The following is a 12,154-nucleotide window of genomic DNA, read 5'->3' on the forward strand; positions in this document are numbered from 1 at the left end:
CTCCCGATCCGACATCCCACCCCATCTCGCCAAACGGCAAGATTCACTACGTAAGCGTCTCCTGATCATGTGATGGTCGCGTTACCCGCAGATGACCACCATGTACGGATCAGTAGGCCGGGCAAGCGGATCCGGACGTACCGTCCGAATCATCGGGCTCCTGCTCGTACTCACCCACTCGCACCGGCATAGGCCCAGCCCGTCCAGCGGCGGACCTCCACCAGGATGACCCGGCCCGTCGGTCGGTGTTCCCGGTACTGGCCGTACTTCGCCACCAGCCGGTCAATCGCGTCACGCCAGGCGGATCCGTGCTCGACGATGCGGGCGACGCCGTCGGCACGCGCCCACCACAACTGGTTCCAGTCGTCTGCGTAATGATCGACAATCAGGCTGACTCTCGGATTGACCGTGATGTCGGCCAGACGGCGCAGGGCCGTCGAGCGTTTGGGCTTGTGGTCCACGACCATCACGATCATGTCATCGTGGAGCGCGAAGGTCACCGGCACCAGGTGCGGCTGCCCGCCCGCGTCCACCGTGGCCAGCCGGGCGACCCCGCCGGCGCCAAACCGAATGCGTGCCTCAGCCGCGTCCAGATTCATCCCCTATACCTACCGGCAGAAGCACCTACGGTCACGACTGATCTGCTGTCGGGCAGACAAGCACGCAACGATGCCCCCGCCTGCAGTCCCGACAGCAGGACGAGACAATGGGACCATGGCTGACGCGGACGTGACGACCCCGCTGTACGGGGTGCGGATGCGGGTGGACAAGACCGGGCCGGCGGTCCATGCCGCGCTCGATCCGGAACGCCGGGCAGAGTTCGAGGCGGAGTTTCGCAACGCGTTGGCGCACGTCGACGACCAGTTCGATCTGGATGCCGTCCAGGATGTGGTCGAACGATGGTGGCCAGCGGCGGTACTGTGCGCGAATCCGGAGATCCAGGAAGGGATCGACACGGACCGTCGCCGCACGACGGATGGTGACCACACGGTGTTCGACCAGACCACCAGCTACCCGCACGTGCACCCGGAGGACGCTGATGAAGCGCTACACGGTGCGATGGGTGACGTACACGGGCACTGACTCAGAGCGACCGACATCAGGACCTACGCGGCGACGGGCAAGGACAGGCACCGGTGCTTGGTGCCGGAGCCCCCGAATGCCGGTCTGACGCTCCCCTTCCCCACGCGCCGACGGCGCCTGGGGCACCAATGCCTGGGGTACCAATACCTGCGCGCCAGGGTCTGCGCACCCATGACTCGGATCAGCAGCCACCGAGGGTGATCGAGGACGCGACTGGGGTGTCACGAGTCGGGGACGGATGGGAACGACCCGGACACCTCAGCCGCGTCCTTAACCTACCCTGCCGATAGCAAATAGTCACTGATCGATTACAGGTGGTTCTAGCTTACACGGCAATTGGCCTCCATGTACCCGTTTTGGCGTGGTCTATCGCAATGTATTTTGCCGGAATTCGCTGTCGTCCGCACGACACCGGGAGGTCAATCACGGAACGTGGCCAAACGCCCGACAGTAGATCTCTACGTGGAACGCTCCGGACATGTCCGACCGCGCCCCGGAAACGGGCGGGAGCCGGTCCGTGGGCGCGGTCAGATACCCAGCCGCGCCCGTAGGACACCCGCGAGCTCTCCGAAGGCCCGCCCTCGGTGGCTGATCGCATCCTTTTCGGCCGGGCTGAGCTCTGCACTCGTCCGGTCCTCACCGTCAGGCAGGAACAGCGGGTCATAGCCGAAACCGCCGGTCCCGCGCGGCCCGGTCAGCAGCCGTCCGCGCATCTCACCGTGCACGACCTGTTCGGTGCCGTCCGGGGTCACCAGGGCCGCCGCACACACGAACCCCGCGCCGCGCCGCGCCGCGGGCACATCGGCCAACTGGGCGAGGACGAGCGCATTGTTGGCGACGTCACGCTCGGCCGCGGGCACCCCCGGCAGCAACCCGGCCCACCGCGCGGACAGTACCCCGGGCATCCCGTTGAGGGCGTCGACCGCAAGCCCTGAATCGTCCGCCACGGCGGGCAAACCGGTGACCCGCACGGCGTCCCGCGCCTTGATCAGCGCATTCTCGGCGAAGGTGACCCCGGTCTCAGGGACATCCGGGCCGTCGGGCAACGCCAACAGTTCGATGGTAAGCCCCGCGGCAGCCAGAATGCGGCGCAGCTCGACGAGCTTGGCGCCGTTGCGGCTCGCCAGCACGACACGCGTGGGCACGACCTTACTCACCACACGATCTTCATTGGAGACCATCGACGATCACCGGGACGACGATCGGGTCGCCGGCCGTGGCCCTCCGGACGGCACCGGACGCACCCCGGCAAGGGCCGCCCGCTGGATCTCGGTCAGTCGCGCGCATCCCTGGGCCGCCAGATCAAGCAGCTGGTCGAGCATGACCCGATCGAACGGCACACCCTCCGCCGTTCCCTGGACCTCGACGAAGCCACCGTCACCGGTGCAGACCACGTTCATGTCGGTGTCAGCGCCGGCATCCTCGTCATAGGCGAGGTCCAGCATCGGCTGACCGTCAACCACGCCGACGCTCACCGCGGCCACGCTACGGATCATCGCATCCGGGCGGCCCAGCCATGCGCACGCGTCCGACAAAGCCAGGTAAGCGCCGGTGATGGACGCGGTGCGGGTGCCGCCGTCGGCCACCAGAACGTCGCAGTCGATCGCGATCGTGTTCTCTCCGAGCACCTTGAGGTCGATGCTGGCACGCAGGCTGCGGCCGATCAGCCGAGAGATCTCGTGAGTACGGCCACCGATGCGACCCCGCACCGCTTCGCGATCATTACGGGTGTTCGTCGCCCGCGGCAACATTGCGTACTCCGCGGTCACCCAGCCCAGGCCGCTGCCCTTGCGCCAACGCGGTACTCCCTCGGTGACCGAGGCTGCGCACAACACCCGGGTCCGCCCGAACTCGATCAGTGCAGAGCCCTCGGGATGGTCCTGCCAACCACGATTGATCACTACTGGCCGCAGTTCGTCGAATGTCCTGCCGTCGGAACGCTTCACGACGATCGACCCTACCGGCAGGTGGCAAGCGGACAGCACGGCCGTCGCGCGCAGGCTCTTAGCGCTGGCTGACCCGGGTTGTGACCGCCGAGCGGCCACAACCCGCCACCAACACCCGAAGACTCACACATCGCCCGATATCCACCGGACAAGCCCTAGAGCTCGTAGACCGCTCCGGTCTCGGCGAGAGCCAGCGGACCGTCGAAAGCGCCGACCGCTTCCTCATAACTGCGTTGCGTGTCACCCCATGGCACGAGGTGGGTGAGCACGAGACGTCCGACATCCGCCTTGGCGGCGTGCTCCCCCGCCTCACGCCCCGACAGGTGAATACCCGGCGGATTGTCCGGGACATCCATGTAAGCCGCTTCGCACAAGAACAGATCAGCTTCTCGGGCCAGCTGTAGCAGCTGGTCACAGGCGCTGGTATCACCCGAGTAGGTCAACGAACGCCCGTCGGCGGTCACCCGCATGCCGAACGCCTCGACCGGATGCTCCACCCTTTCCAGATCGATCCGGAAGGGACCCACGTTCAGCCGTCCCGGACTGATCGTCTGAAAGTCGTAGATGTCAGCCAGGGAATCATCGGGCCAACGCTCAAACGCCGCACAGAGACGTTCCTGAGTGTTGATCGGCCCGTAGACCGGAAGCTTCGGAGGCATCCCCTCGGGATGGTAACGACGGGCGTAGGCACTCACCACAAGATCAAGGCAGTGGTCGCCGTGCAGATGGGACAGGAGTACCGCGTCGACGTCCCGCAGGTCGCAGTGCCGCTGTAGTTCTCCCATAGACCCGTTCCCGGCGTCCACCACAAGCCGAAAGCCGTCGGACTCGATCAGATAGGAGGAACACGCCGACCGGGGTCCCGGATAGGTACCCGAACAACCCAGCACGGTGAGCTTCATCGGGCCACCCCCGCTCCCGCCGGCACGAATCCCGCCACAACGATCCGCGGCCGTGCGCCTATGCGAAGCCGAGCCGACTCCCGGCAGGCATCCTGCACGATCTCTTTCCTGCTGCTCGTCAATGTGACGCCCTCTCCCATAAAAAAGCCGATGACGCCGGTCAACAAAGGATTACGAGTGCAACCCGGGATTATTGTGTCCACATCGACTTCCTGAAATGGCGCAAGATGAATCCTGGTCGGTACCGGCGGCTGTCGACTGTTCGTCTCACCACGCTCAGCCTCACCCAGGAAGGCACGTCGGGTCACGCCCATGCGCCGGGCTGCAACCCGGGCCGAACAGTCGTGCTCACGGACGCCGGTGACCGCCACGGCTGCACGGGAGGCCACCTCGGTCGGCCGGATGTCACGCGGTTCCCCACCCTCGGACCGCGTGGTTTCGACCATGGAGGCGCCGGCCGACCAGTGCGGCCCGGCCAGCGGTCGCAGTCGGCCGAGACCACGCCTCGTGTCACGGACGGGACGACGGGTGGAGTCGGACAGGAGCTGATCGAGGATCGCCTGCGTGACGGTGTGGCCGTCGCCTGCGCTGTCGAATACCCCGATGGGCGCGCCGCTCATGAGCGATCAGACTAAGCCCGAAATCGGGTTCTCACCCTGTGGCAGTGGTCACGATACCCGTGTCGAATTTTGGACACCCCGGCCCACGTAGGCATCCCAACCGCTTCCCGGGCACGGGACGGAAAATCGTGACCATTACCACACCAGGTCGATGACCAGGTAGACTTCCACGGCTTCCGATCAGGCCCAGAGCTGACCCTCCAACGCCGCCTCGGCTTCCTCCAGCGTGCCCGCGTAGGCGCCGGTGGACAGGTACTTCCAGCCGCCGTCACAGACAATGATGGCGATATCGGCACGCTGGCCGGCCCGCACGCACTTCTCGGCCTCGATCAATGCCGCATGCAGGATGCACCCGGTCGAGATCCCGGCGAAGATTCCCTCCGTCTCGACCAGCTCCCGGGTTCGACGTAGTGACTCTTTCGGACCTACCGAGATACGGGTGGTGAGCACGCTCCCGTCGTAAAGCTCGGGAATGAATCCTTCGTCGATATTGCGAAGGCCGTAGACGATCTCACCGTATCTGGGCTCCGCCGCGACGATCCGGATATCCGGTACCCGTTCGCTGAGAAAACGTCCGGTGCCCATCAGCGTCCCGGTGGTGCCGAGGCCCGCGACAAAGTGAGTGATGGACGGGAGATCCTCAAGGAGTTCCGGCCCGGTCGTCTCATAATGCGCCTGCGCGTTTGCCGGGTTACCGTACTGGTAGAGCATCACCCAGTCAGGATGTTCGGCGGCCAGCCGCTTGGCTACGGCCACTGCCTCATTCGAGCCGCCGGCCGCAGGCGAGTTGACGATCTCGGCACCCCACATGGCGAGCAACTGACGCCGCTCGACGGAGGTGTTCTCGGGCATCACACAGATCAGCCGATAGCCACGCTGGCGGCAGACCATGGCCAGCGAGATACCTGTGTTACCCGAGGTCGGTTCAAGGACGGTCGCGCCGGCAGTGAGAATGCCGCGCTTCTCACCATCGGCGATCATCCACAAGGCCGCGCGATCCTTGATGGAACCGGTTGGGTTGTCCTGTTCCAGCTTGGCCCACAGCCGTACATCCGGTGACGGTGAGAGCCTCGGCAGGCCCACCAGGGGGGTGCGGCCTACCGAGTCCACCAGAGAATCGAAACGCATCAGCTCTTCTGACCTACCTGCCTGCTAGGACTCCGGGGACCGCGGGCAATATGGTTACCTCACCCGAAGTCGCCGGTATCATGGCGGAGCCACCGGCGACGGCGGGCAATATGGTTACCTCACCCGAAGTCGCCGGTATCATGGCGGAGCCACCGGCGACGGCGGGCAATATAGTTATATTGTCACCATCAGCGATCTTTGCATCAAGACCACCGAGGAAACGGACGTCCTCATCGTTGACATAGATGTTCACGAAGCGATGTAGCTCACCGCCGCCGTCCCCGGAGATGAGCCGGCCCCGCAGACCCGGAAAACGGCTGTCGATGTCGATGAACAGCGCGTCGAGGGTGTCACCGACGCCCTCGACGACCTTGGACCCACCCGTGTAGCTGCGCAGGATCGTCGGAACGCGGACCTGGACTGCCATGGTGCTCCTCTCGGTGTTGCACGGTGTTGCACGGTGTTGCTCAGTCTCGCTGGTCACCGCCGGACGCGACCAAACTCCTTATCATCATCTCTGCCAGGACGAGGTGTCCCATCCCACGGCAGCCGCTGACCGTGCCGGTTCAGCGCTCGCCCGGAGAATCGACGCGGGGGGACACGGTCAGCCACCCAGCACAACGTCGTGAACGCCTCAGACGATTTCCACGGGCTCCTCGGTGACGACTCCGTCAGCGATCCGATACGACCGGAACTCGGTCCGCTGCGGGTCGCGGGTGGAGGCGAGGACGTAATGGGCACCCGGTTCCGAAGCGAACGAGACGTCCGTCCGGGAGGGGTACGCCTCGGTGGCGGTATGTGAGTGATAGATCACTACCGGCTCCTCATCCCGGTCGTCCATCTCACGCCAGACCTTGAGCTGCTCCATGGAGTCGAACCGGTAAAACGTGGGTGACCGCTCCGCGTTCTCCATGGCCACGAAGCGCTCTGGACGGTCCGAGCCGGCCGGTCCCGCGACGATCCCGCAGGCCTCGTCGGGGTGGTCTCGTCGGGCATGGGCGACGATGGCCTCATAGACTGCTCGTTCAATACGCAGCACGGATCCACCGTATGACGAGTGGCATCGGCGACGGGATGCCATCAGGCCGACATGGTGCGCAAGACCCGCCGGCGTCACAGCAATACGTGCACGAGCTGGTCCTGCATGTCACCGAGGAAGAGGTACAACTCGACCACAGGTCTGCGTGGATCGTCACCCTCGATCGCGTAGAGAGCCTCGGCGGAGGCATCGTCGGACAGGTTGAGCCGGGTGCCGAACACCAGTCGCAGGTCATTGAGGGTGACCAGCCAGTCCTGGACCTGGTCGTCATCGAGCACGGTCTGCCCGCCGGTCGCGGGAACGGTGGCCCGCACCCTGCGCGCGGCCGCGCGCTTGCCCGCACGGATGTCGTCCGACGTTCGCCTACGGTAGTCGGCGCCGGCATCGGGATCGTCGGGATAGGCGTCCGGCAGGAGCCGCGCCACGGCCGGGTCATCCGGCGGCGGCGGCGCCACGGCACGCAGCCCGACGATCGCCTCCAGTGGGTCGTCCACCGGTGGCGGTTCCAGCAGCGCGTCGATCTGGCCGATCAGCTCGATCAGGAGCGTCGCCTCCAGTGGACCGAGGGCTACCTGGATGCCGTCTCTAGTACGACTGAAGCCGTTGGACACGCTCTCCCACCCAAGATCACAATTGATCGATCGAAGCCTGCTGCCGGCGCAGAATAGTCCCTGCTAGTCCTGCGCGATCGTGGCCCACAGGCCGTATGCGTGCAGACGGGTGGCGTCGCGCTCCATCTCCTCCCGGGTGCCGGCGGACACGGTGGCCCGACCCTTGTGGTGCACGTCGAGCATGAGGGCCTTGGCCTTGTCCAGACTGAAACCGAACAGCTTCTGAAAGACATATGTCACATACGACATCAGGTTCACCGGATCGTTCCAGACGATCGTGACCCAGGGTCGGTCGTCCTCGGTGGTCTCGTCAACCTCCGAGATGTCTTCGGGCGCGACAGTGGCAAGTGGCACGACCTCTATTGTGACGCGTCGACGATCCGCCTTCCCCCCGACCACCGCGCACCCTGCAGCCCTCGGACAACCATGATCGACCTACCTTTTGTTCCGATTTATACCTTTGCAACCCGGAGCGCGAGCACCTATCGGCCAAGGTCCCTAATCTGGTCGGGATGGCCACGCCTACATCGCCGTCCATGCGCCCTTCGGCGCTGGCATCGACGGCTCTGCTGACCGATCACTACGAGTTGACGATGCTGCAGGCCTCGTTATGGTCCGGAGCGGCATCGCGCCGGGTGGTCTTCGAGGTGTTCACCCGAGCCTTACCGCCCGGCCGCCGGTTCGGTGTGGTCGCCGGCACCGGACGCATACTGGAGGCCCTTGAGTCGTTCCGCTTCGGACCCGAGGAACTCACCTTCCTGCGCCACGCCGGGATCGTGGACGATTCCACCGCGGACTACCTGGCCGGATACCGCTTCGGCGGGGACATCCAGGGCCTCGCCGAGGGTGAGCCGTTCATGCCGAACACCCCGGTGTTGGTCGTGGAAGGCACCTTCGCCGAGTGCATCCTGCTGGAGACGCTGGTGCTGTCCGTGCTCAACCACGACAGTGCGATCGCCGGCGCGGGTGCGCGGATGATCGCCGCGGCGGCGGGCCGGCCATGCGTCGACATGGGCTCACGGCGTGCCCACGAGCAGGCTGCCGTCGCCGCGGCCCGAGCCGCCTACCTGGTCGGGTTCACCTCCACATCCAACCTGGAAGCGGGCCGGCGGTGGGACATTCCGACCACGGGAACGGCGGCGCACGCGTTCACCCTCGTCCATCCGTCCGAACGCCTCGCGTTCGCCGCCCAGGTCGCCGCACTCGGCGTCGACACGACGCTGCTCGTGGACACGTATGACGTTCCCGCCGCGATCGCGACCGCGCTCGAGGTGGCCGGCCCGGGGCTCGGCGCGATCCGTCTCGACAGCGGTGATCTCGGACTCACGGCCCGCTCCGCCCGGGCGCAGTTGGACTCGCTCGGCGCGCAGAGTACCCGTATCATCGCCACCGGCGATCTGGACGAGCACGTCATCGCCCGGCTCGCGCACGCTCCGGTCGACGGCTACGGCATCGGCACGAAGCTCGTCACCGGTTCGGGAGCACCCACCGCCGGCTTCGTCTACAAACTCGTCGAGGTGGACGGGACGGGTGTTGCCAAGATGTCAGTGGGCAAGAGCACAAAAGGATGGCGCAAGCGGGTGAGTCGCCGCCACGACCGCAACGGGGTTGCGGTCGTGGACGTGATCACGATCGACGCGGCCGGCTCCGCCACGCCGACCGGCGCTGAACCGTCCAGTCCCGGCGCGCACGAGACCGGCCTGCGCGAAACTTATCTGGACCGCCGCCTGCTGGTCCCGCTGGTGCGCGGCGGAGCGGTCCTGGACGCCGGCCGGACCGGCGCGCACAGGCTGCTCGCGGCTCGCGCACATCACGAGGCGACCCTGGCGTGCCTGCCGGCGGACGCTCGGTCGATCTCCTACGGCGAACCGTGTCTGCCGGTCATCGCTGTCGGGGCGCCCACCGGGCAACGTTGAGGCCATGGCGGCAGGCATGACCGGACCAGCGGCAGCAGAATCGGCAACGGATGCGGCAGCAACAGCGGAGGCAGCGTCCCGACAGGTACCCGGCCCGCAGGCACCGCCGCACGACGCGGCGGAGGTGTTCCCCGGGCTGGCGATCGCGGTGAGTGTGGACGTCGTCCTGCTTACATTGCGGGCCGGCCAGCTCTGTGTTCTGGTCACGCAGCGCGACTCCCCGCCCTTCCAGGACGACTGGGCGTTGCCCGGTGGCCTCGTCCGGGTGGACGAGGACCTGGACGCCTCGGCCCGTCGCCAACTCACCGAAGAAACCGGAGTCGCCGCTTCGGGTCATCTTGAGCAGCTGCGGACCTATGGACGCCCGGACCGCGATCCCCGGGCCCGGGTCGTCAGCGTGGCCTACCTCGCACTACTACCGAACCTGCCGCCGCCGGGAGCCGACCGCGACGGCCCGCGAGCCCGGTGGTGGCCGGTGGAGGATCTCGGGTCGGCGGACGGCCCGACGCTCGCCTTCGACCATCCGGCGATCGTCGCCGACGGCATGGAGCGCGCGCGCAGCAAGCTGGAGTACACCCCGTTCGCCGCGGCCTTCTGCGAAGAACCGTTCACCCTGGCGGAGCTGCGTCGCGTCTACGAGGCCGCCTGGGGAGCTCCGCTGGACCCCCCCAACTTCCGCCGCAAGGTGCTGTCGACGACGGGCTTCGTGGTGCCGGTGGGCGCCCGGGCGGCGCCGCGTGGTGGGGGACGGCCCGCCGAGCTGTACCGGCGAGGCTCGGCGACCGCTCTGCATCCCCCGTTGTTGCGCCGGACGGTGTGAGCCCGAGACCAACCAGCCCGCACCACCGATCGGTGCCGGCGCAGGGCAACCGGTCCCGGCGCAGGGCTCGCCCTCCGGCGCCGGTTCGCATGAGATCGTTGTCGGCGTGGATCCCAGCAACGCCGGAATATTTCTCGTGGTTGTCGGTGGAGCGCTGTGCACGCTCCTGCTTCTGGCCGGTCGCGCCGGACGAGGCCTCGCCAAGGATCTCTGGAGCCGGATGGGCCTCCTGCGCTGGATCATCCTGCTGATCGTCGTCGTCGTACTTCTCGATCTCGCCGACGGCGCCGTGAACCGTTGAGCCGGAGCCCGCGCGCACGGACACGGACACGGACACGGCCCGACCGTTCACGAACAAATCGTATGATCATATTCACGTGCGGTGACACAAGCATTTAACTGGAAGCAACCATTTTGTAGCCATGAGCCAGCAGTTGTCTAACTAGTTATACTGAACTTCCAGCAACCCCAAAGTAGGACGAAAGGACTGCGGGTGACTGGTCAACCATGGCTGTGGACGCCTCCACACCAGACATCGCGTCCCGCCGGCGTGGGCCCGCTGCTCCGCTCATACCGGCAGACCTACGGGCTCACCCAGCAGCAACTCGCCGAACGGCTCGGCTTCGACCAGTCCTATGTCTCAAAGGTCGAAAGCGGGCGCCGCGCGATCCACGACATCTCCACGCTTCGCCACATCGCTCGCAGACTCTCGCTGTCACCCGAGGACGTGGGCCTGGCCGCGGGCTCCCTTGCCGACGGCCGCCGAGACGTCGCAGCCGCCAATCCCCAGGCGGAGCGGGTTGCGGCGAGCCAGCGCGCCTGGCGACTGACACGCGACCACCTCAACCATCACCGGATCAGCCTGGCCCGTGCCGCCGCCCAGCTCTATCCCGAGACCTACCGCCTCGGTAACGGCCTGCTGACCCGGCCGGGCTGGATGTGGGACGCGCCGGTCGACATCGCCGACATCGAGCTGGACTGGTCGGACACGGTCAGCCCGCCGGCCGTTTCGGGCGCCGGTACCGAGACCGAACACGTGCGCCCGCTCGCCGTCGACGGGTCGGCGTTCGGCACCTACACGCGGGCCATGCGCGACCTCGACCGACCCACCCTCTTCGAGAACCGCCTGAGCTTCCGGCTGCTGGACGCAGCCCGCACGGAGGACACCAGGCGTCCGAGGATGTCCTTCGGACACACCACCTACTTCGACGCCCTCGACATCTGCGAGTCGGTCGCGCACGAGACGGCCGCCGCCATGCTCGGCGGTGGCCTGTCCTGGCCGGCGCTGCCTTTCCGGCGCCGCATCGGAGACCCGTTCGACCTGGGACGGCGGGTCGCGCTGCCCTCGATCAACACACTGACCATCCGCCATGACACCACCCGAGCCAGCTTCGTCCTGCACCGACGCAGTGCCGGCTCGGTCGCCACCGCCGGTGGTGTTTACCATGTCCTACCGGCCGGGGTGTTCCAGCCGTCAGGGATCTCTGCCTCCCATCACCGGACGGACTTCAATCTGTGGCGCAACATCATGCGTGAGCTGAGTGAGGAGCTTCTCGGCAATGCCGAACACGACGGCAGCAGCTCCACGCTGATCGACTACGACAACAGCGAGCCCTTCCGTTCGCTCGAGCGGTTCCGTCGCTCCGGCGGTGTCCGGGTGTGGTGTTTCGGCGTGGGCCTCGATGCGCTCACGCTCTTCGGCGAGATCCTGACTGTCGTGATCGTAGACGCTGACGTGTTCGACTCGCTGTTCAGCGGGATGGTGCCGATGAACGCCGAAGGATCCGTCGTTACCACGGGTCCGGGCCGGCGCGCCTGTGACGGCATTCCGTTCACGCCGGCGGCCGTCCGCCGGCTGATCGAGCAGGAGCCGCTCGCTCCCTCGGCGGCGGCCTGTCTGGAACTCGCGTGGCGCCATCGCGGAACGCTGCTTCCGGGGTTGCACATGCGGGCCACGTCCTGAACGCGCCAGGGTCATGCGTGTTCTCGTAACCGGCGCGGCCGGTTTTGTAGGCGGGGTCGTCACCGACACCCTCGCTGCGGCTGGCCATCAGGTCACCGCCCTCATCCGCAACGAGCTGCCGCCGCC

The 12,154-nt window shown here is 66.6% G+C and carries 15 protein-coding genes; 5 read left to right on the forward strand and 10 right to left on the reverse strand.

Going from position 1 to position 12,154, the window contains the following annotated elements:
• Positions 1-170 precede the first annotated feature (170 nt).
• Complete coding sequence (locus tag U9978_RS14090; RefSeq protein ID WP_322761574.1) at positions 171-599, reverse strand: TIGR03668 family PPOX class F420-dependent oxidoreductase; 429 nt, start codon at positions 597-599, stop codon at positions 171-173.
• Positions 600-714: 115 nt separating this feature from the next.
• On the opposite strand from U9978_RS14090, the gene U9978_RS14095 reads away from it, so the two are divergent.
• Entirely contained in the window at positions 715-1,083 is a 369-nt protein-coding gene (locus tag U9978_RS14095) for a DUF6247 family protein (RefSeq protein ID WP_322761575.1), read from the forward strand.
• A gap of 527 nt (positions 1,084-1,610) precedes the next feature.
• Here U9978_RS14095 and rdgB read toward each other — a convergent pair.
• The 9 genes from rdgB to clpS form a co-directional block, all read right to left on the reverse strand.
• A complete protein-coding gene (rdgB, locus tag U9978_RS14100) occupies positions 1,611-2,240 on the reverse strand; it encodes an RdgB/HAM1 family non-canonical purine NTP pyrophosphatase (RefSeq protein WP_322761576.1) in 630 nt (209 codons plus the stop codon).
• A gap of 30 nt (positions 2,241-2,270) precedes the next feature.
• Complete coding sequence (gene rph / locus U9978_RS14105; protein WP_322761577.1) at positions 2,271-3,029, reverse strand: ribonuclease PH; 759 nt, start codon at positions 3,027-3,029, stop codon at positions 2,271-2,273.
• A gap of 155 nt (positions 3,030-3,184) precedes the next feature.
• A complete protein-coding gene (locus tag U9978_RS14110; RefSeq protein WP_322761578.1) occupies positions 3,185-3,931 on the reverse strand; it encodes an MBL fold metallo-hydrolase in 747 nt (248 codons plus the stop codon).
• Positions 3,928-4,551 carry a hypothetical protein gene (locus U9978_RS14115; RefSeq protein ID WP_322761579.1) on the reverse strand — a complete coding sequence of 208 codons (624 nt, stop codon included), beginning with the start codon at positions 4,549-4,551 and terminating at the stop codon, positions 3,928-3,930. Before U9978_RS14115 ends, U9978_RS14110 begins: the two co-directional genes overlap by 4 nt.
• A gap of 180 nt (positions 4,552-4,731) precedes the next feature.
• Entirely contained in the window at positions 4,732-5,679 is a 948-nt protein-coding gene (locus U9978_RS14120; RefSeq protein ID WP_322761580.1) for a cysteine synthase, read from the reverse strand.
• A gap of 13 nt (positions 5,680-5,692) precedes the next feature.
• Positions 5,693-6,106, reverse strand: coding sequence for a MoaD/ThiS family protein (locus tag U9978_RS14125; protein WP_322761581.1), 414 nt, complete (start codon positions 6,104-6,106; stop codon positions 5,693-5,695).
• A gap of 207 nt (positions 6,107-6,313) precedes the next feature.
• A complete protein-coding gene (locus U9978_RS14130; protein ID WP_322761582.1) occupies positions 6,314-6,718 on the reverse strand; it encodes a M67 family metallopeptidase in 405 nt (134 codons plus the stop codon).
• Between the two features lie 74 nt (positions 6,719-6,792).
• Positions 6,793-7,329: a DUF2017 domain-containing protein gene (locus tag U9978_RS14135; protein ID WP_322761583.1), complete on the reverse strand. Its 537-nt coding sequence runs from the start codon at positions 7,327-7,329 to the stop codon at positions 6,793-6,795.
• Between the two features lie 63 nt (positions 7,330-7,392).
• Positions 7,393-7,683: an ATP-dependent Clp protease adapter ClpS gene (gene clpS / locus U9978_RS14140; protein ID WP_322761584.1), complete on the reverse strand. Its 291-nt coding sequence runs from the start codon at positions 7,681-7,683 to the stop codon at positions 7,393-7,395.
• Positions 7,684-7,841: 158 nt separating this feature from the next.
• On the opposite strand from clpS, the gene U9978_RS14145 reads away from it, so the two are divergent.
• The 4 genes from U9978_RS14145 (at position 7,842) to U9978_RS14160 (ending at position 12,028) form a co-directional block, all read left to right on the forward strand.
• On the forward strand, positions 7,842-9,245 hold the full coding sequence (locus tag U9978_RS14145) for a nicotinate phosphoribosyltransferase (RefSeq protein WP_322761585.1): 1,404 nt from the start codon (positions 7,842-7,844) through the stop codon (positions 9,243-9,245).
• A 4-nt stretch (positions 9,246-9,249) separates the two neighbouring features.
• The gene (locus tag U9978_RS14150; protein WP_322761586.1) at positions 9,250-10,065 is read left to right on the forward strand and encodes an NUDIX hydrolase; all 816 of its coding nucleotides are present in this window, start codon (positions 9,250-9,252) and stop codon (positions 10,063-10,065) included.
• Between the two features lie 106 nt (positions 10,066-10,171).
• A complete protein-coding gene (locus U9978_RS14155; protein WP_322761587.1) occupies positions 10,172-10,366 on the forward strand; it encodes a hypothetical protein in 195 nt (64 codons plus the stop codon).
• 192 nt (positions 10,367-10,558) lie between these two features.
• The gene (locus U9978_RS14160) at positions 10,559-12,028 is read left to right on the forward strand and encodes a helix-turn-helix transcriptional regulator (protein ID WP_322761588.1); all 1,470 of its coding nucleotides are present in this window, start codon (positions 10,559-10,561) and stop codon (positions 12,026-12,028) included.
• The last annotated feature ends 126 nt before the right edge of the window (positions 12,029-12,154 follow it).

Origin of the sequence: Protofrankia sp. Cr2 (assembly GCF_963555885.1) — a bacterium.
In the GTDB taxonomy this organism is placed as follows: Bacteria; Actinomycetota; Actinomycetes; order Frankiales; family Frankiaceae; genus Protofrankia.

Excerpts from the sequence above, each read along its gene's own strand:
- U9978_RS14090 (WP_322761574.1), bottom strand. The coding sequence starts at position 599 with ATGAATCTGGACGCGGCTGAGGCACGCATTCGGTTTGGCGCCGGCGGG.
- U9978_RS14095 (WP_322761575.1), top strand. The coding sequence starts at position 715 with ATGGCTGACGCGGACGTGACGACCCCGCTGTACGGGGTGCGGATGCGG.
- U9978_RS14110 (WP_322761578.1), bottom strand. The coding sequence starts at position 3,931 with ATGAAGCTCACCGTGCTGGGTTGTTCGGGTACCTATCCGGGACCCCGG.
- U9978_RS14115 (WP_322761579.1), bottom strand. The coding sequence starts at position 4,551 with ATGAGCGGCGCGCCCATCGGGGTATTCGACAGCGCAGGCGACGGCCAC.
- U9978_RS14120 (WP_322761580.1), bottom strand. The coding sequence starts at position 5,679 with ATGCGTTTCGATTCTCTGGTGGACTCGGTAGGCCGCACCCCCCTGGTG.
- U9978_RS14125 (WP_322761581.1), bottom strand. The coding sequence starts at position 6,106 with ATGGCAGTCCAGGTCCGCGTTCCGACGATCCTGCGCAGCTACACGGGT.
- U9978_RS14145 (WP_322761585.1), top strand. The coding sequence starts at position 7,842 with ATGGCCACGCCTACATCGCCGTCCATGCGCCCTTCGGCGCTGGCATCG.
- U9978_RS14150 (WP_322761586.1), top strand. The coding sequence starts at position 9,250 with ATGGCGGCAGGCATGACCGGACCAGCGGCAGCAGAATCGGCAACGGAT.